Origin of the sequence: Phenylobacterium sp. (assembly GCF_036495085.1) — a bacterium.
Taxonomy (GTDB): Bacteria; Pseudomonadota; Alphaproteobacteria; order Caulobacterales; family Caulobacteraceae; genus Phenylobacterium.
The window spans coordinates 1-20920 of record NZ_DASXNL010000142.1; the positions used below are offsets into that span (position 1 = coordinate 1).

17 protein-coding genes are annotated in these 20920 nt (G+C 66.8%); 7 read left to right on the top strand and 10 right to left on the bottom strand.

The features are described from left to right. Positions 1 to 145: 145 nt before the first annotated feature. Both VGI62_RS16170 and VGI62_RS16175 read left to right on the top strand, forming a co-directional pair. The gene (locus VGI62_RS16170) at positions 146 to 1624 is read left to right on the top strand and encodes an N-acyl-D-amino-acid deacylase family protein (protein ID WP_331505549.1); all 1479 of its coding nucleotides are present in this window, start codon (positions 146 to 148) and stop codon (positions 1622 to 1624) included. Continuing rightward, positions 1621 to 4278, top strand: coding sequence for a M1 family metallopeptidase (locus VGI62_RS16175; protein WP_331505550.1), 2658 nt, complete (start codon positions 1621 to 1623; stop codon positions 4276 to 4278). Before VGI62_RS16170 ends, VGI62_RS16175 begins: the two co-directional genes overlap by 4 nt. 82 nt (positions 4279 to 4360) lie before the next feature. Here VGI62_RS16175 and ppdK read toward each other — a convergent pair whose 3' ends face one another. From ppdK to VGI62_RS16200, 5 genes are all read right to left on the bottom strand, one after another. Then, positions 4361 to 7057 carry a pyruvate, phosphate dikinase gene (gene ppdK, locus VGI62_RS16180; protein ID WP_331505551.1) on the bottom strand — a complete coding sequence of 899 codons (2697 nt, stop codon included), beginning with the start codon at positions 7055 to 7057 and terminating at the stop codon, positions 4361 to 4363. Between the two features lie 14 nt (positions 7058 to 7071). Then, complete coding sequence (gene glyS / locus VGI62_RS16185) at positions 7072 to 9075, bottom strand: glycine--tRNA ligase subunit beta (protein WP_331505552.1); 2004 nt, start codon at positions 9073 to 9075, stop codon at positions 7072 to 7074. 3 nt (positions 9076 to 9078) lie between these two features. Continuing rightward, positions 9079 to 9963 carry a glycine--tRNA ligase subunit alpha gene (locus tag VGI62_RS16190; RefSeq protein WP_331505553.1) on the bottom strand — a complete coding sequence of 295 codons (885 nt, stop codon included), beginning with the start codon at positions 9961 to 9963 and terminating at the stop codon, positions 9079 to 9081. A 103-nt stretch (positions 9964 to 10066) separates the two neighbouring features. After that, positions 10067 to 10405, bottom strand: a complete 339-nt coding sequence (locus VGI62_RS16195) for a hypothetical protein (protein ID WP_331505555.1) — start codon at positions 10403 to 10405, stop codon at positions 10067 to 10069. A gap of 57 nt (positions 10406 to 10462) precedes the next feature. After that, entirely contained in the window at positions 10463 to 11080 is a 618-nt protein-coding gene (locus VGI62_RS16200) for a fasciclin domain-containing protein (RefSeq protein ID WP_331505556.1), read from the bottom strand. A 368-nt stretch (positions 11081 to 11448) separates the two neighbouring features. Between VGI62_RS16200 and VGI62_RS16205 the strand changes: the two genes are divergently transcribed. Together VGI62_RS16205 and VGI62_RS16210 are read left to right on the top strand one after the other, a co-directional pair. Further along, complete coding sequence (locus tag VGI62_RS16205; RefSeq protein WP_293372711.1) at positions 11449 to 11787, top strand: P-II family nitrogen regulator; 339 nt, start codon at positions 11449 to 11451, stop codon at positions 11785 to 11787. Between the two features lie 29 nt (positions 11788 to 11816). Further along, positions 11817 to 13238 carry an ammonium transporter gene (locus tag VGI62_RS16210; RefSeq protein WP_331505558.1) on the top strand — a complete coding sequence of 474 codons (1422 nt, stop codon included), beginning with the start codon at positions 11817 to 11819 and terminating at the stop codon, positions 13236 to 13238. A 102-nt stretch (positions 13239 to 13340) separates the two neighbouring features. On the opposite strand, the gene VGI62_RS16215 is transcribed toward VGI62_RS16210, so the two are convergent. From VGI62_RS16215 to VGI62_RS16230, 4 genes are all read right to left on the bottom strand, one after another. Further along, positions 13341 to 14231 (bottom strand): 4-(cytidine 5'-diphospho)-2-C-methyl-D-erythritol kinase, encoded by an 891-nt coding sequence (locus VGI62_RS16215; protein WP_331505559.1) that lies wholly within the window; start codon positions 14229 to 14231, stop codon positions 13341 to 13343. A gap of 2 nt (positions 14232 to 14233) precedes the next feature. Next, positions 14234 to 15937: a tetratricopeptide repeat protein gene (locus VGI62_RS16220; protein ID WP_331505560.1), complete on the bottom strand. Its 1704-nt coding sequence runs from the start codon at positions 15935 to 15937 to the stop codon at positions 14234 to 14236. Positions 15938 to 15981: 44 nt separating this feature from the next. Then, positions 15982 to 17667, bottom strand: coding sequence for an electron transfer flavoprotein-ubiquinone oxidoreductase (locus tag VGI62_RS16225; protein ID WP_331505561.1), 1686 nt, complete (start codon positions 17665 to 17667; stop codon positions 15982 to 15984). A gap of 120 nt (positions 17668 to 17787) precedes the next feature. Next, the gene (locus VGI62_RS16230; protein ID WP_331505562.1) at positions 17788 to 18270 is read right to left on the bottom strand and encodes a VOC family protein; all 483 of its coding nucleotides are present in this window, start codon (positions 18268 to 18270) and stop codon (positions 17788 to 17790) included. 109 nt (positions 18271 to 18379) lie between these two features. Here VGI62_RS16230 and VGI62_RS16235 point away from each other — a divergent pair, with 109 nt between their 5' ends. Continuing rightward, entirely contained in the window at positions 18380 to 18799 is a 420-nt protein-coding gene (locus VGI62_RS16235) for a hypothetical protein (RefSeq protein ID WP_331505563.1), read from the top strand. Between the two features lie 8 nt (positions 18800 to 18807). Continuing rightward, positions 18808 to 18975: a hypothetical protein gene (locus VGI62_RS16240; RefSeq protein ID WP_331505564.1), complete on the top strand. Its 168-nt coding sequence runs from the start codon at positions 18808 to 18810 to the stop codon at positions 18973 to 18975. Here the strand turns inward: VGI62_RS16240 and VGI62_RS16245 are convergent. Beyond that, positions 18972 to 19589 (bottom strand): DUF938 domain-containing protein, encoded by a 618-nt coding sequence (locus tag VGI62_RS16245; protein WP_331505565.1) that lies wholly within the window; start codon positions 19587 to 19589, stop codon positions 18972 to 18974. The two genes, VGI62_RS16240 and VGI62_RS16245, sit on opposite strands and share 4 nt — an antisense overlap. A 139-nt stretch (positions 19590 to 19728) precedes the next feature. Between VGI62_RS16245 and VGI62_RS16250 the strand changes: the two genes are divergently transcribed. Further along, positions 19729 to 20862, top strand: coding sequence for a zinc-binding dehydrogenase (locus VGI62_RS16250; RefSeq protein ID WP_331505566.1), 1134 nt, complete (start codon positions 19729 to 19731; stop codon positions 20860 to 20862). The last annotated feature ends 58 nt before the right edge of the window (positions 20863 to 20920 follow it).

Below are 20920 nucleotides of genomic sequence, written 5' to 3' on the forward strand. Positions count from 1 at the left end.
GACGCCGGGACCGGCGTCCGGCGGTGGAACACACCGTCGCTGCGCGTGGAGGGTGGCCGTCAGGCGCCCGATGAAGCGCGAACTCCTCAGTGGATTTCCTCCCTGGGAAATCCCCCGGCTTCAGCCGGGGGAAGATGTTAACAACATGCTCTCCCACTCGGACGACAGCTTCATGGCCGACGGCCGCGGGCTGTCGGAACTACGGCAGGGCGTGACCCTTGAGGTCATGGGCGAAGGGGGATCCATCGGCCCACTGACGCCGAAGATGCAGGGCCTGGAGGAGCGGCGCGAGCACGACATCAAATACCCTGTGACCTGGACGACCCTGGACCAGGGTCTGGAGGCGGTTGTGCAGCGCGGGGTTTCCCTGAACGTCGCCTCCTTCGTGGGCGCAGCGACCGTGCGGGTGAACGTCCTGGGTGAGGACGACGTCCAGCCGACGCCTGAGCAGCTGGCGCAGATGAAGCGGCTGGTCGACCAGGCGATGGAGGACGGCGCCATGGGCGTGGGTTCGGCGCTGATCTACGCCCCCGGGACTTTCGCCAAGACCGATGAACTGGCCGCGCTCACGACGGAGGCCGGCCGCTGCGGCGGTATGTACATCAGCCACATGCGCTCGGAGGGCGACCGGCTGCTGGAAGCCACCGATGAGCTGATCGAGATCTCGCGGCGCTCCGGCGCGCCGGCGGAGATTTTTCACATGAAGGCCGCCGGCCGCGACAACTGGGGCAAGGAGGACGCTTTCATCGCGCGCATCGAGGCGGCGCGCGCCGGGGGTCAGCGGATCACCGCCGACATGTACACCTACGCCCGCTCGTCCACCGGTTTCGACGCAGCCATGCCGACCTGGGTGCAGGCCGGCGGCGTTGAAGCCTGGATCGGACGCCTCAAGAATCCGGCGACCCGGGTAAGGGTGCTGGCCGAGATGCGCGAGGACCACCCAAAAGACTGGGAGAACTCCTATCGTCAGGCGGGGCCCGACGGCACCCTGCTCGTAGGTTTCAAGAGCGCGGCGCTGAAGCCCCTGACCGGCAAGACCCTTGCCGAAGTCGCCAGAGAACGCGGAACCAGCCCGGAAGACACGATCATCGACCTGATCATCGCCGACGGATCGCGGATCCAGGTGGTCTATGCGTCGATGAGCGAAGACAACGTCTCCAAACAGATGCGGCTGCCCTGGGTGAGCTTCGGCTCCGACGCCTCGGCTCAGGCGCCGGAAGGCGTCTTTCTGCTCTCCTCCACCCATCCGCGCGCCTACGGTAATTTCGTGCGTGTCCTGGGCAAGTACGCCCGCGACGAGAAGGCGCTTACCTTGCCGCAAGCCGTGCGCCGCCTCTCCGCCCTTCCCGCCCATAACCTTGGGCTGCACGACCGCGGGCTGCTGAAGGCCGGCTATTTCGCCGATGTCGTCGTGTTCGACCCCGAGACAGTCACCGATCACGCGACCTTCCTGAAACCGCAGCAGTTTGCGACCGGGGTCACAGACGTGTTGGTCAACGGCCAGCCCGTACTCAAGGACAGCGAGGCGACCGGAGCGCACGCCGGCCGCGTCGTGCGGGGCCGGGCATGGAAGGGCTGGAAGGATGGCGGCTGCCGCGCCAGCGCCAAGGACTGGGACTGGTGAGGCTCATACTCCCCGCACTGGGTCTCCTGGCGGCGCTCCTTGCGCCGCTCGCCGCGACATCGGCCGTGGTCCCGACCCAGTTGCCGAGGGGAGTCGAGCCGCTCGCCTACGACCTTCTGTTTACACCGGACGCCTCGAAGCTCGTCTTCACCGGTCACGTCACGGTGACGGTGGACGTCGCGCGCCCGGCCAACCGGCTGGTGCTGAACGCGCTCAACCTGGAGATTTCAGGCGCGACGATAGACGGCGTCGCCGCCAAGGTGGTGTTGGATCCACAGACCCAGACGGCCGCCTTCGCCACCGGCCAGGCCATCGGATCCGGTCGTCACGTGCTCGCGGTCGATTACGCCGGCAAGATCGCCGATAGCGCCACGGGTCTTTTCCACGTGGACTATGCGGGCGGGCGGATGCTCACCACCCAGTTCGAACCAGCAGACGCGCGCCGCTTCCTGCCGGTCTTCGACGAGCCCGCCAAAAAGGCCGTATTCACGCTCACCGCCATCGTGCCGGCGCAGGAGCTTGCGATTTCCAACATGCCCGAGGCGGCCAGCGAACCCCTGCCCGGGGGGCTGAAGCGCGTGCGATTCGAGCCAACACCAAGGATGAGCAGCTACCTGCTGTTCTTTGGCCTCGGCGATATGGAGCGGGTCAGCAGGGATGTCGGCGCGACGAGGCTCAGCGTCGTCATCCGAAAGGGCCAGGCGGCCCAGGCGCGCTATGCCCTGGAAAGCGCCGAACAGCTGCTTGGCTACTACAACGACTACTTCGGCCGCGCATACCCCCTGCCCAAGCTCGACCTGGTGGCTGCGCCCGGTGACGTGTCGGGATCGATGGAGAACTGGGGCGCCATCCTGTTCAGCCAGTCGAACGTGATTTTCGACCCCAAGCTCTCCAGCGTCGCAGACGAGGAAGATGTCTACCGGATCATCGCCCACGAGATGGCCCACCTCTGGTCCGGCGACCTCGTCACCATGAGCTGGTGGGACGACCTCTGGCTCAATGAAGGCTTCGCAAGCTGGATGGCCAGCAAGGCCACCGATCACTTTCACCCCGAATGGGGGCCATTGCTCCTCGCCCTGGGCGACAAGGACGAGGCCATGCTGATGGACGCCCGTCCCGGCGCACATCCAGTCATCCAGCGCGTCGCCAGCGTCGCCCAGGCCGAGCAGGCGTTCGACGCCATCACCTACAAGAAGGGCGAGGCGGTGATCAGGATGCTGGAGGCCTACGCCGGTGCGGACGCGTGGCGCGCCGGCGTCCGCGCCTACATCGCCGACCATGCCTATGACACGGCCACCAGCAATGACCTCTGGCGCGCCATCGACCATGCGACCGGCAAGCCGGTTTCGGCGGTGGCGCGCGATTTCACCACCCAGCCAGGCGTGCCGCTGATCCGCGTCGCCTCGTCTCCGGCCGGAGACAGCCTCACTCAATTCCGGCTCGCCAGTGACGCGCACTTCCAGGCGCTGAACGTGACCCTGAGCCGCCGGGACATCGAGGCGCAGGCAGCCGCGGTGATGTCCTGGCGCGCGCCAGTCCGATTGCGTGCGCTCGGCGGTGGGCCGCTCAGCGAGCGCACGGTGTCACGTACCGCCCCGCAGGTCGCGCCGGCGGGCTCCGTCGTCAACGCGGGCCAGCTCGGCTACTTCCGGGTCGCCTACGATCGGACCGCCTTCGAGCGCCTGATCGCGACCTTCGCCCACCTGCCGGCGGCCGACCAGCTTGGCCTCCTGAAGGACGCCTTGGCGCTCGGCATGGCCGGAGAACAACCGCTGACCAACTTTCTGCGGCTGACAGAGGCCCTGCCTCCTGACGCTGACCCGATGATCTGGCGCGAACAGGCGCGCACGCTTGCCGGCCTCGACGGCTACTATGCCCGTGGGCCACGGCGCGCCGCCTTCCGCTCATGGGCGTCCGGCGTCCTGACCCCGGCTCTGGCGCGGGTCGGTTTCGACGCTCGTGCCGGCGAGCCACCCTCCGATGCGGTCTTGCGCGAAACCCTGCTGTTGGCGCTAAGCCAGATCGGCGACCCGTCGGTGGGCGCCGAGGCGCGGCGCAGGTTCGCCGCGGCGGCTGGCGACCTTGCCACGCTGGCCCCAGGGGAGCGGCGGTGGGTTCTGGTTGGGGCCGCCCGCTTCGCCGATGCTCCGACGTTCAAGGCGCTTCAACAGCTTGCCCGCGCGGCCAAAGATCCGCTCGAGCGCAACGAACTCTATCTGGATCTTGCCGACGTCGAGGACGAGACCCTGGCCAAACTGGTTCTCGCGCTCGCGATCAGCGACGAGGCGCCGACGAACCTTGCCCCCGCCCTGGTGCGTGAGGTGGCCGCCCTGCACCCCGACCTGGTCTGGGGGTTCACGATGGAGAACCTGCCGGCCATCACCCGCAACCTCGACACGCTCAGCCGCTCAACCTTCATTCCTCGCGTCGCTGCGACCTCCAACGACCTGGATATGGCCCGGCGGCTCTTGACTTATGCGGCCAAGAACATCCCCCCAGACGCCCAGGGCGAGGTCCAGGTCGCAGTGGCGAGGATTCGCAACAACGCCGATATCCAGGCACGGCGCCTGAGCCGGATCGACGCCTGGATCGCCGCTGACGCAACGTCGCGCAAGCTGAGCGCCGGAGAGAGACGGCCCCACCCCTCATCCTAAAGACCATCGGCGCCGCCGCGGAGAACACGCGATGCGGCTGGGCACGTCGTCGACGGCGTGGCTCCAGCCGGCGTGGGCCCCTCTAGCGGTCCTTCTCGCGCTCGCCGAGCGCGGACTGGGCCGCTGCAAGCCTGGCGATCGGCACGCGGTAGGCCGAGCAACTGACGTAGTCGAGGCCCACTTCCTCGCAGAATGCGATCGACGCCGGGTCGCCGCCATGCTCGCCGCAGATGCCGAGCTTGACGCTCGGGCGCGCCGCGCGCCCCCGCTCGGCGGCCAGGCGGATCAGGTCGCCGACGCCCTCCTGGTCCAGGGAAACGAAGGGATCCTTCTCGAAGATGCCCTTGTCGATATAGGCGTTGAGGAAACGACCCGAGTCGTCGCGGCTGATGCCGAAAGTCGTCTGAGTAAGGTCGTTGGTGCCGAAGGAGAAGAACTCCGCGTTCTCCGCCAGATCGGCGGCTCGGATCGCCGCGCGGGGCAGCTCCACCATGGTTCCGACGAGGTATTCGATCTCGCGACCCTTCTCGGCGATGACCTGTTTAGCCACGCGGTCCGTCAGTTGGCGGAGGAATTTCATCTCCTCGCCCTTGGCCACCAGGGGATGCATGATCTCCGGGATCGGCGCCGGTCGGCCGGACGCGGCGACCTCGCAGGCCGCCTCGATGATCGCGCGGACCTGCATCTCGTAGATCTCGGGATAGCTCACCCCCAGCCGGCAGCCGCGGTGGCCCAGCATGGGGTTCACCTCGTGCAGTTCCTGGGCGCGGCGCAGCAGCTTGGCGGCGTCCAGGCCGGTCGCGGCAGCGACGGCGGCGACATCTTCCTCCGTATGCGGAAGGAATTCGTGCAGTGGAGGATCGAGCAGGCGGATGGTGACCGGCAACCCCTCCATGATCCCGAACAGCTCGACGAAGTCGTCGCGTTGCATCGGCAGGATCTTGGCCAGCGCCGCGCGGCGCCCGGCCTCGTCGTCAGCGAGGATCATCTCGCGCACGGCCGCGATCCGGCCCGGGTCAAAGAACATGTGCTCGGTGCGGCAAAGGCCGATGCCCTCGGCGCCGAACTGACGGGCGGTCTTGGCGTCGACCGCGGTCTCGGCGTTGGCGCGGACCTTCAGGCGGCGGAAGCCGTCGGCCCAGCCCATCAGGGTCGCAAAGTCCCCGGAGAGCTCCGGCTCGATCATCTTGACCACGCCCGAGAGCACCTCGCCTGTGGACCCGTCGATGGTGATGACGTCGCCGGCGCGGAAGGTTCGCCCGCGCGCGCGCATCTCGCCGGCCCTGGCGTCGATGTGGATCTCGCCCGCGCCGGAGACGCATGGCCGCCCCATGCCGCGCGCCACGACGGCTGCGTGGCTGGTCATGCCGCCGCGGGCCGTGACGATGCCACGGGCCGCATCCATGCCGCGGATGTCCTCGGGCGAGGTCTCCTCGCGCACCAGGATCACCGCGCCCGCCGATCCGCCCTGGATCTCCGCTTCGGCGGCGGTGAAGACGATCTTGCCGGTCGCCGCGCCCGGAGAGGCCGGCAGACCCGTGGCGATCACTTCGCGGTTGGAAGCCGGGTCAATTGTGGGATGCAGCAGCTGGTCGAGCGAGGCGGGCTCGACGCGCATCACCGCCTCCTCACGGGTGATCAGATTCTCGCTGGCGAGGTCGACGGCGACCTTCAGCGCAGCCTTGGCGGTGCGCTTGCCGTTGCGCGTCTGCAGCATATAGAGCCGGCCCTTTTCGACCGTGAACTCGATGTCCTGCATGTCGCGGTAGTGTTTCTCGAGCTTCTCCACGGCCGCCTTGAACTGCAGGAAGACGTCCGGGAGCGCCTCCTCCATCGAAGGGCTCTTCTCGCCCATTTCCTCTCGCGCGATGCGGGTGAGCGCCTGGGGTGTGCGGATGCCCGCCACCACGTCCTCGCCCTGGGCGTTGATCAGGAACTCGCCGTAAAGCCGGTTCTCGCCGGTCGAGGGATTGCGCGTGAAGGCGACCCCTGTGGCAGAGGTCTCGCCCATGTTGCCGAACACCATGGACTGGATGTTGACCGCCGTGCCCCAGCTCTCAGGGATGTCGTGCATGCGGCGGTAGAACTTCGCCCGATCGTTCATCCAGCTCGCGAAGACCGCGCCCACCGCTCCCCAGAGCTGGGCCTGCGGGTCTTGCGGGAACGGCTGGCCGAGGTCGCTCTCGACGGCGGCCTTGTATTCGCGGACGACAGCCTCCCAGTCCTCCGCCGACAGGGCGGTATCGACGGTGACGTCGAGCCTTTCCTTATGTTCGTCGAGGATTTCCTCGAACATGTGGTGGTCGAGGTCGAGGACCACGTTGGAGTACATCTGGATGAAGCGGCGGTAGCTGTCGAAGGCGAAGCGCCGGTCGCCGGCGAGCTTTGCCAGGCCCTCGACGGTCTGATCGTTCAAACCGAGGTTGAGGACCGTATCCATCATGCCGGGCATGGAGGCGCGCGCCCCGGAGCGCACCGAAACCAGCAGCGGATTGGCCGCATCGCCGAATTGCTTGCCGGTCAGTTCCTCGACCCGCTTCAATGCCGTCGCGACCTGCTCCTTGAGGTTCTCGGGATACTGGCGCTCGCTGGCGTAGTAGTGCGTGCAGGCCTCAGTGGTGATGGTGAAGCCGGGAGGCACCGGCAGGCCAAGCGAGGACATCTCCGCTAGGTTCGCGCCCTTGCCACCAAGCAGGTTCTTCATGGAAGCGTCGCCATCTGCGCTTCCACCGCCAAAGGCGTAGACCCAACGCGTCTTCACCATCGTCTCGGCCGGCATCGATGTTCCTCGTATTAGCCAGTGACCTGACCGAAGTCCGCCACACGCCCCATTGCGTCACGGACTTTCAGCAGAAGCCGCAGCCGGTTGTCGCGTTCCGAGGCTATCTCGGAGTTCACTAAGACCTTGTCAAAGAAGGCGTCTACCGGCTCGCGCAGCTCCGCCAGAGACCGCATGGCGGCTGCATAGTCTTCCTTGGCGAGCGCCTTGCCGAGCTCGACCCCCATGTGGCCGACGGCGTTGGCGAGCGCGCCCTCCTCGCCGGACGCGGTGTCGACAGGTTCCCCGCTGGGCAGCGGGCCCTTCTTTTCCTCGGCCTTGAGGATATTCACCGCGCGTTTGTAGCCGGCCAGCAGGTTCTTGCCGTCTTCGCTGCCGAGGAAGCCTTCCAGCGCATTCACCTTGGAGACGATGCGCACGAGGTCGTCGTCGCCAAGCGCGAACACAGCGTCCACAAGGTCGTGCCGCTGACCCTGCTCGCGCAGCAGCACTTTCAGGCGATCAGCGAAGAAGGCCAGAAGGTCTTCCGATACGAAGGCCTTCAGAGGCAGCCTCGTCCGGGTCTGCAGAATTATTCGGATGACGCCCAGGGCGGCTCTACGCAGCGCAAAGGGATCGCGCGACCCCGTCGGCTTCTCGCCGATGGCGAAGAAGCTGATCAGGGTGTCCAGCTTGTCGGCCAATGCGACCGTCGCAGCCACGGCTTGCAGCGGAACCTCGTCGTTCGGTCCCTGCGGCCGATAGTGCCAGCGGATGGCGTCGATCAGCTCGGGCTCGAGGCCCTCCTTCTCGGCATAGTAGCCGCCCATCACCCCTTGCAGTTCGGGGAACTCGCCGACCATGCCGGTTACGAGATCGGCCTTGCAGAGGCGCGCGGCCTGCATGGCCAGCGACTTGGTCGCCGCATCAGCGCGGACGTAGGGCGCCAGTTCACCTGCGAGCGCGGTGATCCGCTCGACCCGCTGGTACATGGTGCCGAGCCTGGCGTGGAAGGTGACGCCCTTCAACTTCTCCAGCCGGTCCTCGAGCCGCAACTTGCGGTCCTCATTCCAGAAGAACCGAGCGTCGGAGAGCCTGGCCGACAGGACGCGGGCGTTGCCGCTGGCGATCAGCTTGCCGCCATCGGTCGCCTCGATATTGGCCACGGTGATGAAGTGGGGGACCAGGAAGCCGGACCGCGGATCACGCACAGCGAAGAAGCGCTGATGAACGCGCATCGAGGTGCGGATCACCTCGGGCGGCAGGTCCAGGAACTCCGGGTCCATATCGCCCATCACCGGCGTCGGCCACTCCGCGAGGCCCGCGACCTCGTCCAGCAGGCCCTCGTCCTCGACGAGTTCGAAGTTGCGCGCAAAGCAAAGGGTGCGCGCTGCGTCGAGGATGCGCTCTTTGCGCTCCTCAACGTCGAGCACGACGAAATTCTTCGCCAGGCCGTCGGCGTAGTCGTCGAAATTGCGGACGTGGAAGGCCTGGCCGCTCCCCATGAACCGGTGGCCGGCGGTGAGGTCGCCTGAGACAAAGCCGTCGATCCCGAAGGGCACGACCTGGCCGTCGAAGACGCAAAGGATGCGTTGCAACGGGCGCACCCAGCGCAGCTTGCTCGCGCCCGAAACCATCGACTTCGGCCATGGGAAGTTGCGGATGATCGCCTCGACCATTTCGGCCACGATCTGGGGCGTCGGGCGGCCGGGGCGATGCAGGTGGGCGAAGTAGACGCCGTCCTTCTCGATCATCTGCTCGCGGGCGATGCCGGCCGAGCGAAGGAAGCCCTCGATCGCCTGCTCGGGCGATCCAACGCGGGGCCCCTTGCGCTCTTCGTGCCGGTCGGCCTGGGCGGCGGCCAGCCCCTCGGCGACCAGGGTCAGCCGCCTTGGCCCGGCAAACGCCGTCAGGGCCTCGGGCAAAAGCCCCTCGGCCGCCAGCTTCTCGCGCGCCATCCGTTCCAGATCGCGTGCGGCCTGCGCCTGCATGCGGGCCGGGATCTCTTCGGAGAAGAGTTCAAGCAGAAGTTGCGGCATGGCTCAGGCGTTCCCGCCCTGCTGGGCCACGTAGACTTCCGCGCAGAGTTTGCAGAGGTCGCGGATGCGGCCGATGTAGCTTTGACGCTCGGCGACCGCGATGGCCCCACGCGCGTCCATCACGTTGAACAGGTGGCTCGCCTTCAGTACGTGGTCGTAGGCCGGCAGGACCAGCTGCTCACCGTGCCGCCCGCGCGCGCCCAGGATTTTGGGCACCTGACGCTCCATGTCCTCGAACTGGCGCTTGAAGACGTCCACGTCGGCGGCCTCGAGCTCAAAGGCCGAGAACTGCTGCTCGTTGGCCAGGAACACTTCGCCGTAGGAGAACTCGTCGTTGTAGCGCAGGTCGTAGACGCTATCGACGTTCTGCAGATAGAGGCTCAGCCGCTCAAGGCCGATGGTCAGCTCACCTGCCGTCGGGAAGACGTCGAGCCCCCCCACCTGCTGGAAATAGGTGTACTGGGTGATCTCCATTCCATCGCACCACACCTCCCAGCCGAGGCCCCATGCGCCGACGGTCGGGTTCTCCCAGTCGTCCTCGACGAAGCGGATGTCGTGGATGCGCGGGTCGATGCCGATGGCCTCCAGTGAGCCCAGGTAGAGCTCCTGCAGATTCGGGGGGTTGGGCTTCAGGATCACTTGGTACTGATGGTGCTGGCGGAGCCGATTGGGGTTCTCGCCATAGCGACCGTCGGCCGGCCGGCGCGAGGGCTGCACGTAGGCGACCTTCCAGGGCTTCGGGCCAAGCGCCCGCAACACCGTCGCCGGGTGCAAGGTGCCCGCCCCCACCTCCACGTCATAGGCCTGCAGGATCACGCATCCTTGCGCGCCCCAATACTCGTGCAGCTTCAGGATCAGGTCCTGAAACGAAAGCGGCTTGTCGGGCATCGGCCTTAGGGGTTTGGGAGCTGTTCGCAGGCGCAAAAAAAGTCGGCGGACCATAGGGCCCGCCGACCTTGGCTTCAACCCGCTCCGAAGGGCGGAAAGGCTGCTAGTTGCCTCTCGGCGCCGACCGTTTGCCGGCGTTCGATAGCGGCGTGTACTTGGCGCGGTTGTCAGGGGTGTCGGGCACGGGGCCATTTGTCACCGTCGTGTTGGTGACCGAGGCGCCGGACGCAGGATCCTTCGTCGTCACCGACGTGGAAACCGCGGCTCCCGTCGCCGCCACCGGCGCCTCGCCCGGCGCCGCGGCAGGCGCGGCCGTCGTCGTGGTGGTCGTGGTCGTTGTCGTGCTCTCGGCGGCGTTCGGCGCCGGAGGCTGCTGCGCGTAGGCCGCGCCGCCCAGGAGGACGGTGGAGGCGGCGGCGGCGAGCAATAGCTTGGTCTTCATGACGTGGAACTTTCGTTGCCGTGACAGGCGACTAAAAGCCCCACGCCCTGCGAAGGTTCATTTCTTCTTGTGTACGGGCGCCTTGGCTGCCGGTTCAGCCGCGGGGGCGGCTTCAGGTGCAGGCTCGGGCAACGTCGCCGGAACCGAGCCGGCGACCATCATCTGGTCGATCACGTGGATCACGCCGTTGCTGGTCATGACGTCGGCCTGGATGATGTTGGCGTTGTCGGCCTTCAGCACATCGCCGGACCCGTCGAGGACGATCTGGTCGCCCGCCCCGGAAGGCACCGGGCCGCGCGCGCCCTTGATCTTCGAGGAGTCGACCTTGGCGTTGATGATGTAGTGCAGCAGCGCCTTCTGGAGGCCCGGCTTGTCGGCCATCATCGAGTCCAGCTTGGCCTGCGGGAACGCCGCGTCGGTGGGCGCAAACACCGTCAGGGCCGGCGAACTCTGCAGCAGGGCCGACAGGTTGGTCGCGTCCAGGGCCTTCACGAAGGTGTTGAACTGGCCCGAGGTCCGCAGGGTGATGATCAGGTTGCCGTTCGGGACAAGCTTGCCGGACGGGGCGGCGGCCGGCGCCGCCGCGGGAGCGGCGGGAGCGGCGGGCTGGGCCATGGCGGCGCAGGCGATCAGGGAAACGGCCGCAGCCGCGGTCAGCAGGCGATCGATCTTCATCAGGTCCTCGAAATGGGTTCGAACAGTCCGGCAGGAACGCGCTGTTACGGCGAGGGTTCGCCGCTGTCCAGACTTCGCCGAAACCTAGGGGTCCACGTCACCGCGTCGTGAATATGGCGTCCGGACCCTAAACCCGGGGGGCTGGACGGCTCAATCGCCTAAATTTCAGGCGCCGCGCTCCGCAAGCGCCCAGCAATCAGGCGCAGCCATTCTTCTTGCGCAGCTTGAGGTTCCCATCGGCCTGCACCCACCCACCACGCCGATAGCGTTGGTCGACCGCAGCGACAAGGGGATGGGGACACTTCGCGGCGGAACCACGTCAACACGGACGGCCGGTCCAGCCTCAAGGGCCGCGCGGGAGCGAGCGGATGAAACTGATCATGGCGATCGTCAAACCTTTCAAGTTGGACGACGTGCGCGAAGCGCTCGTCGGCGCCGGCGTCGAAGGGCTGACTGTCTCGGAAGTAAAGGGCTACGGCCGACAGAAAGGGCAGACCGAGATTTACCGGGGCGCTGAGTACCAGGTGAATTTCCTGCCGAAAGTGAAGCTGGAGGCGGTCGTTGACGACGCCGCCGTCGGCAAGGCGGTCGAAGCGGTCAAGGCTGCTGCCGCTACGGGCAAGATCGGCGACGGCAAGATCTTCGTCCTCAACGTCGAAGACGCCGTGCGCATCCGGACCGGCGAGACCGGCGCCGCGGCGCTCTAGCGATCAAGAACATCAGGGGACATCGAAGAATGAAACTTATCGCATTGAAAAGGTTGGCGGGGCTCGCGCTCGCCGCCGCCGTCATCGGGGGGCCCTTCGCTGGACCCGCCCTTGCTCAGAACACCGCTGCGCCCGCAGCCGCGCCTGCAGCGGCCGCCCCGGCAGCCGCCGCTCCAGCCGCCGCCGCACCGGCCGCAGCCACACCGGCTCCGCCCAAGATCGACACCGGGGACACCGCCTGGATGCTCACCTCCTCGGTGCTCGTCCTGATGATGACCATTCCGGGTCTGGCGCTCTTCTATGCGGGTATGGTGCGCAAGAAGAACATCCTGGCGACCCTGGCTCAGAGTTTCGGGGCGACAGCCCTGATCACCGTCCTTTGGATGGTCATCGGCTACTCGATCGCCTTCACCGACGGCGGCAAGAACAACGCCTTGATCGGCGGTGTTAAGTACCTGCTGCTCGGACCGATGGGGCTCAACTCCACCAGCATGCTGGCCGCGACGATCCCTGAGTCGGTCTACATGTTCTTCCAGATGACCTTCGCGATCATCACGCCGGCCCTCATCGCCGGCGCCCTGGCAGACCGGATGAAGTTCACGGCCTTCCTCGCCTTCATGGGCGCCTGGCTGCTGCTGGTCTACTGCCCGATCGCCCACTGGGTGTGGGGCGGCGGCTGGCTGGGAGCCATGGGCGCGCTGGACTATGCGGGCGGCACCGTCGTTCACCTGAACGCCGGCACCGCGGGCCTCGTCGCCGCGCTTATGCTCGGCAAGCGCAAAGGCCTCGGCGTCGAGAACATGGCCCCGCACAACCTCGCCTACAGCGTGATCGGCGCCTCGCTCCTGTGGGTTGGCTGGTTCGGGTTCAACGCCGGTTCGGCGGTGACCTCAAACGTCAACGCCGGCATGGCCGCCGCAGCGACGCAGATCGCTACCGCTGCTGCGGTGCTGGCATGGATGGGATCCGAATGGCTCGTCTCCAAGAAGCCGTCGGTCCTGGGCATGGTGTCCGGAGCCGTCGCCGGCCTGGTCGCGATCACTCCGGCCTCGGGCTTCGTCAATCCGATGGGCGCGCTGATCATCGGTCTGTCGGCCGGCGTGGTCTGCTACATCTCGGCGGTCCATGTGAAGAAGATCTTCGGCTACGACGATGCGCTCGACGCCTGGGGCGTGCACGGGGTGGGCGGGGCGCTCGGCGCGCTGCTGACCGGCGTGTTCGCCAGCAAGCTGATCAATCCAGGTTCGGCGCCCAAGGGTGGCCTGCTGGAGGGCAACGCCCACCAGATGGTCCTGCAGTTCTACGACGTTGGTGCGACCTTCGTTTACTGCGGGGCGGTGACCTTCGTCATCCTGCTGGTCATCAAGTACACGATCGGCTTGCGGGTTTCTGAAGACGTCGAGGTCGAGGGTCTCGACATCAACCTCCACGGGGAAGTGGTGCAGGCCTAGGCGCCACCAAGGCAGAGCACGGAACGGGGGTCCTTCGGGGCCCCCGTTTTCGTTTCGATGTCCTGCACTCACCTTCGCGCCCGCCGTTGCGGGAGTGAGGTCTTAGGCCTCATCCGGCCAGGGACCGCCCAGGCGGCAGCGTTCCACCCACCACTGCGGCGCCATGGCCTCGATGCGTTCAGCCAGGCTTTCGGCCTCGATATCGCTGGCGCAGAGCGCAAAGCAGGTGCCGCCGGAGCCCGAGACCCGCGCCAGCAGGCTCTCCGGCTCCCCGGCCAAGGTCTCCAGCACCGCCCCGACCGCGGGCGCGACCGCCACGGCGGGCGCTTCCAGGTCATTCCTCTGCGCCACAAGCCAGCCCGCCAAATCCGTCGCGTCCTCGAAGGCGTCGGGCGCGGCCGGCGGCGTCACGTCGGAGAAGCGACCCTGCGCGTCGAAGCGCTGGTAGACCTCCGCCGTCGAGACAGCGACCCGCGGATTGACCAGCACGATGTCCAGGGGCGGCAGCCTGGGCGCAGCCCCAAGTCGCTCCCCGCGCCCCTCGGCGAGCGTCGGCGCACCCCAAAGGCAGGCTGCGCCGTCAGAGCCCAGCGAAGCGGCTATCGTCTCAAGCCACGCGTCTTCGACCTTAAGGCCGAGAACCTCGCGCAGCAGGCGCAGCGCCGCCCCCGCATCGCCCGATCCGCCTCCAAGGCCGGAGGCCACGGGCAGGCGCTTGTCGAGGCTTAGCCCGATGGGCCCCACGGGGCGCCTTGCCTCGGCGATCAGGGCGCGCGCCGCGCGCAGAACGAGATTGTCTTCATCGTCGGCCAGGTCTCGGGCAAAAGGCCCCGCGACGCGCAGGGCCAGCGCTTCCGCCTCGAAGGTCGATATCCGATCGCCGATGTCTGCGAAGGCCATCAGGCTGCAGATCGGATGAAAACCGCCCTCCCCCGGCGCGCCTACGTGCAGGAAGAGATTGATCTTGGCCGGGGCGAACGCAGTCCGCCCCATCGCTAATTCCCGGCGACCTTTGGTACGGGGCCGTCCGGTCCGAGACCGGAGGCAATCTTGGTCTCGGCGCTGGCCTTGATCTTGTCGTCGGGCTTCAGCGTCAGCACACGCCGCCACTGGAACTGCGCCTCGTCACGGCGACCGACCCGCCAGTAGGCGTCGCCGAGGTGGTTGTTGATCTCCGGATCGCCAGCTTCGAGTTCGACGGCCTGCTCCAGCTTCTCGACCGCCTGCTTGTAGTCGCCCATCCGGTAATAGGCCCAGCCCAGAGAATCGACCATGGCGCCCGAGCGCGGGTCGGCGGCCACGGCCTTCTGGACCATGGCCAGCGCTTCCTTCAGGTGCTCGCCACGATCGATCCAGGAATAGCCGAGATAATTCAGGAGCTCGGGTTCCTCCGGGCGGATGACAAGCGCCGCCTGCAGGTCGGTCTGCGCCTCCGGCCAGCGGCCCATCCGCTCGTAGGAGACGCCCCGCGAATAGAGCAGCCGCCAGTCCGGCGTCTTGGATTCGGCGATAACGGCGCTGAGCACATCGACGGCTTCGGGATATTTCTCGTCGGAGCGCAGAAGGTCAGCCAGGGTTACGCGCGCATCGCTGTCTCCGGACGCTGCGGCGGCGCGGGCGAGCTTGAGCGCGGTCTCCTTGTCGTCAGCCGCCTGATAGGTCCACGCGAGCTTGGCCTGAGCCGCGGCGTATTCGGGGGAGCCCGGCTTGGGACGTGCGTAAGCGGCCCGCGCCGAGTCCGCATCACCCGCCCCCTGCATCAGGTCGCCGACCATCACCCAAGCCTCGTCGCGCTGGGGATCCAGTCGCAGGACCAGCCGCAGATAGGCGAGCGACAGTTGGGTCTGCTTGGCCGCGATCATGGTCGCCGCAGGCGCCAGCAACGCCTGCGCTGCGCCCTCGCGGATGCTCGGCAGGGGCGGCGTGGCCTTGCCCGCTTCGGCGCGCGCCTTGGCCTCCTTCAGCGCCACACTGGAGGGATCGCGAGCCAACTGCTCTCCGTAGAGCGCCAGGGCGTCCACGCGGCGGCCCCTGCGTTCCAAGAACGCGCCATAGGCGAGCGTCGCCATCTCCGTGGGATTGGCGACCGAGGCCACGGCCTTGTAGTCGGTCTCCGCCTCGCCATAGCGCTTGGCGCGTTCGAAGAGCAGCGCCTGGCCGAGCTGGCCGAAATAATCCACCAGCCGATCGCCGCGGACCTCGGGGCGCACGAGTGAATTCTCGGTGTCGCCGGCCTGGGCCGCCGCCCAGGGGGCCAGCAGGGCGGCCGCTGACTTGTGCGGAAAGGCGATGCTGTCTCCGGCCAGCAAGGCCTTGGCGTCCTTGCCCTTGCCTTGCGCCATGGCCTCTACAGCCACCACCAGCTTGCCCAGTCGCTTGGAAGCTTCCGATGCGTCATCACCCGTGGGGGCGAGCGCAGCGGCCTTATCAATGTCGCCCGCAAGCAGGGCCGCGGTGAACGCGCGGTCCGTGATCATCGGGTCGCCCGTGTCGATCCGCGCCTTGTCGAAGAAGCGTGCGGCGTCGCCGCTATTGCCGCTGTTGAGCGCAGCCTCTCCGGCCAGGAACATGCCGTATGAGGAGGTAGCCGCAGTCACTTCAGGCGCAGGTGCGGGCGCCTTGACGGCCGGCGCGGTGGCGCAGGCGGCAAGAAGGACAAGCGGAGCAGCGGCAGTCAGCAACAGGGGGAGGCGCATCATTCCACTTTCCGACCTAAGGATGGCCGCCGCAAGGCAGGCTCCGGTCACATATTGGGATAGTTCGGCCCGTCGCCGCCCTGGGGCGTCGTCCAGACGATGTTCTGCGAGGGGTCCTTGATGTCGCAAGTCTTGCAGTGAACGCAGTTCTGGAAATTGATCTGGAACTTCGGGTTCTCGCCTTTGTCGTCGTAGAGCACTTCATAGACGCCGGCCGGGCAGTAGAGCCGCGCAGGCTCCCCATACTTCGGCAGGTTGATCTGGATCGGCACCGCCGGATCGCGCAGCTTCAGGTGCGCCGGCTGGCCCTCGTCGTGATTGGTGTTGGAAAGAAAGACGCTCGACAGCTTGTCGAACGAATAGACCCCGTCCGGCTTCGGATAGGCGATGGGTTTGAAGTCCTTCGCCAGGCCCGTCGAGTCGGCGTCGTTCTTGTGGTGCTTCAGCGTGCCCCACGGCGACCAACCGCCAAAGATTGAGGCGATTATCCCATCAAGGCCCCCCAGCACCAGGCCCGGGATGGTGCCGAACCGTGACCACAGGGGTTTGAAGTTGCGGACGGTCCACAACTCCTTGGCGATGGAAGAGGTCTTGTAGGCTTCCTCATAGGCCACGAGGTCGTCCCCGGACCGGCCGGCCTGGATCGCCGCGAACGCGGCTTCAGCGGCGAGGATGCCGCTCTTGACGGCGTTGTGGCTGCCCTTGATGCGCGGGACATTGACCATCCCGGCCGAGCAGCCCAGCAGGACGCCGCCCGGGAAATAGAGCCGCGGCAGCGACTGGGCTCCGCCTTCGGTGATGGCGCGCGCGCCATAGGCGATGCGCTTGCCGCCCTCCAGGTAGCGCTTGATGGACGGGTGGGTCTTGAAGCGCTGGAATTCGTCGAACGGCGACAGCCAGGGGTTCTTGTAGTTCAGGTGCAGCACGAAGCCGATGGCCACGTAGTTGTCGCCGAAGTGGTACATGAACGAGCCGCCGCCGGTGGCGTTGTCCAACGGCCAGCCAAAGGTATGCTGGGTCAGGCCAGGCTCGAACACCGCATCAGGAACCTGCCACAACTCCTTGATACCTATACCGAATTTCTGAGGATCTCGACCTTCTGTAAGGCTGTACTTCTCTTGCAGCTGCTTGGCGAGCGATCCGCGCACCCCCTCGCCGATGAAGGTGTATTTGGCGTGAAGCTCAATCCCCGGCTGGTAGTCGGCTGTGGGCTTACCGTCCTTGCCGATGCCAAAGACGCCCGCGACCACGCCTTTCACGGAGCCATCGGCGTTATAGACCACCTCGGAGGCGGCCATGCCCGGATAGACCTCGACGCCGAGGCTTTCGGCGTGCTGGCCGAGCCAGCGGCAAACGTTGGCGAGGGAGGCGATATAGTTGCCGTGGTTGAGCATCCACTTGGGGAACGGCACCCAGCTGACGTCGAGCTCACCCTGAGGACCCAGCATCACGAACTTGTCGCGCGTGACCTTGGTTTCGAGCGGGACGCCCAGCTCTTTCCAGTTCGGCAGAAGTTGCTCGATGCCGCTGGGATCAACCACCGCGCCCGAGAGAATATGCGCGCCGACTTCGGAGCCTTTCTCCAGCACGGCCACGGAAAGCTCTGCCCCGGCCGCCTGAGCCATCTGCTTCAGCCGTATCGCCGCGGACAGCCCTGCCGGGCCTGCCCCCACGATGACGACGTCATATTCCATCGCCTCGCGCGCTTCGGCTGGGTTGAGGTCTTCGCTCATGGCCCCGTTGCTCCTTCGTCCCTTGCGGGACTTATCGGGAGGTCACATGGCGGCGGTCAAGCAAGAACCGCTATCCAGAGCCTACGCCCAAAAGGCCGGGCCGGAGCGGAGGAGCGACTGTCAGGCTGCCGCTCTGCCCTCGTAGGCAGCCTCCAGCTTGGCGATGTCGAACTTGGTCATCTGCATCATCGCCGCCATCGCCCGGTTGCGACCCTCGCGATCGGGTCCGCCGATTGTGGCGCCGAGCTGCTGAGGGACAACCTGCCAGGACAAGCCGAAGCGATCCTTTAGCCAGCCGCACCGGCTGGGCTCGCCGCCTTGCAAGAGCTTGTCCCAATAGTAGTCGATCTCCGCTTGGTCCTTGCAGTCGATCACGAAGGAGAAGGATTCCGATAACTTGAAGTGGGGACCTCCGTTCAAGGCTGTGATCCGTTGGCCGTCCAGCTCGAAGTCGGCGGTCATGACGCTGCCCTCGGGTCCCGGCCCGGCGGGGCCGTAGCGCTGCGTCGTCAGCACCTTCGAGTTGGGAAAGATGGAGACGTAGAAGTTCATCGCCTCTTCGGCTTCAGTGTCGAACCACAGGAAAGGATGGATTTTCGGCATGGGGTTCTCCAGGTGCTGTCGCCGAGCGAAGGACGTTCAAGCCGATCACGTTCCGACAGGCGCCGGCGTTTTTTCAAGCTAAGGCTCGCAATCCGAGGTAGGCCAGGCCATGCCCACGCTTCGCCGCCTCCTCGACCTGCCCGGCGTCGCCGAACTGGAATACCGGGCGCTCCTGAAACGCGAATTCGCCGAACCCGACGCGCGCGCCGAGCACCCAGAGATCGATGCGTGCTCCTTGGAGAACCTTGGCCTCACCGCCGGCCAGGCCGAAGACCTTCCCCGGCCGGACGGATGGGACGGCGTCGACCGCTTGCCTCTGCCTGCCCAGGTCGCGGCTTTCGAGGCGGAGGGCTGGGACGTCACCGACGATAAGCGCCGGCCCCTACGGGTCCTTGGCCACTTCAACCAACAGCTCTGGCTCGCGCTTCGTGGTGTGGCGGGCTCCCTCCCCTTCCAGCCGGAAGACAACCGCCCCGATCCCTGGGGCTCGTCCCTGGCGGCCGAGGCCAAGCGCTTTCGCAAGCGCTAGGACCTACGATGAAACCTCCGCCCAGGCGCCTCTCGGACCTTAAGGCCGGCTCGGCCCCCGCCGGGGTCTACGCACCTCCGACACCCATGGTCTCGCGCCAGAAACCCGGCAGGGTGCTGAGCGCGGCCGAGCGCGCAGCCTTCCTGGCCGCCCGTCCCGATCTGAAGAAGCCCTAGGGCCTTTCGAACACCACGACGAGGTTGTTGGCCGGCACGGCGATCCTCTCGGCGAGGCCAAGGCCATGCGCCGCGGCGAGCGCCGTCACCTCGCCTAGGTTCCGCAGGCCCCAGGCCGGATCGCGAGACTTGAGACTCTCGTCGAAAGCCAGATTGCTGGGCGCCGTCGGTACGTCGGGCTCCAGGAACGGGCCGTAGAGGAATAGCCGGCCGCGCGGCGCCAGCACCCGCCCGGCGCCGGCCATCAACCCCTGGGTGGCCGTCCAGGGGGAGATGTGAATCATGTTGATGCACACGATCGCGTCAAACGGACCCGGCGGCCAGGTCGAGGGATCCGCTGCGTCGAGGCGCACGGGCGCGGCGAGATTCGGGAGCTGGGCGTGCTTGCGCCAGGCTTCGATGCTCTCCAGCGCCTCGGGCTCCCGATCGGTCGGGCGCCAGTGGACCTCTGGCAGGACCGCGGCGAGGAAGACCGCGTGCTCGCCAGCGCCGCTCGCCACCTCCAGCACCTTCGCGCCGGGAGGCAGCCGCGGGCGCAGCGCATCAAGGATCGGCTGGCGGTTGCGCGCGGTGGAGGGCGCTGTCCGCGCACCGAGCGGCGGTGTGTCGTTCATTTGGATAGTCTAGCCTGAAACGCCCTGGGCTGCTGGACAGCGCTGCTCATACCGAACAGAGGCCTTCTCGTATTGCCCCTGTCGTCGCAAAGCGGTTCTGTCTGCGTCGGTTCAAAACTAAGAAGCGAGGACAGACGCCATGGTCAGTGGAAATCCCGGCTCAGGCCTGCAATTGCGCTCGCTGATCAAGTCGAGCGGCGAGCTGGAGCTATCACTGGCCGAGGTCGAGATCGCCGATCCGGCGCCGGATGAGGTGCTAGTGCGCGTCGAGGGCTCGCCGATCAACCCTTCGGATCTTGGCTTGTTGCTCGGCGCCGCAGACATGTCGACCGTGAGGGCTGGCCCAGGCCCCATCGTGACGGCCAGCGTCCCACAGCAGTACATGCGGGCCATGGCTGGGCGCGTGGACCAGTCGATGCCCGTCGGCAACGAAGGCGCGGGCGTCGTCGTGGCCGCCGGATCCGAGCCTTCCGCCCAGGCGCTGCTCGGCAGGACCGTGGCCGGGATCGGTGGGGCGATGTACGCACAGTACCGCACCCTCAAGGCCGCCGACGTCCTGCCTCTGCCGCCCGGGGCGAGCCCAGCCGAAGGCGCTTCTTGCTTCGTCAATCCTCTGACGGCGCTCGGCATGGTCGCGACCATGCGCGCTGAGGGCCACACGGCGTTGGTCCACACCGCAGCAGCCTCCAACCTGGGTCAGATGCTGAACAAGATCTGCCTTAAGGATGACGTGGCCCTGGTGAACATCGTCCGCAGCCCCGAGCAGGCGAAGATCCTCACCGACATCGGCGCAAAGCACGTCGCCGATTCCACCGCGACCAGCTTCATGGACGATCTCGTGAAGGCGCTGGTCGAAACCGGCGCGACGCTGGCTTTCGACGCCATCGGCGGCGGCAGGCTGGCGAGCCAGATTCTCTCGGCCATGGAGCAGGCCGCGGTTCAGCGAATGACCAGCTACAGCCGCTATGGCTCGACCACCCATAAGCAGGTCTACATCTATGGCGGGCTCGACACCCGGCCGACGGAGCTCGCCCGCAGCTACGGCATGGCGTGGGGCCTGGGCGGCTGGCTGCTCACCCCGTTCCTGATGAAGATCGGTCCGGCTGAAGGACAGAAGCTGCGCCAGAGGGTCGCTGACGAGTTGAAGACTACGTTCGCCAGCCACTACACCGCCGAGATCAGCCTGGCCGAGGCGCTGCAGCCGGAAATCATCGCCGCCTACAACAAGCGCGCGACGGGCGAGAAGTACCTGGTCAACCCGAACAAGGCCTAGTCCTAACCGGCTGAGGCCGCCGGCGGGATCGCGATCAGTTCGATCTCGAAAAGCAGCG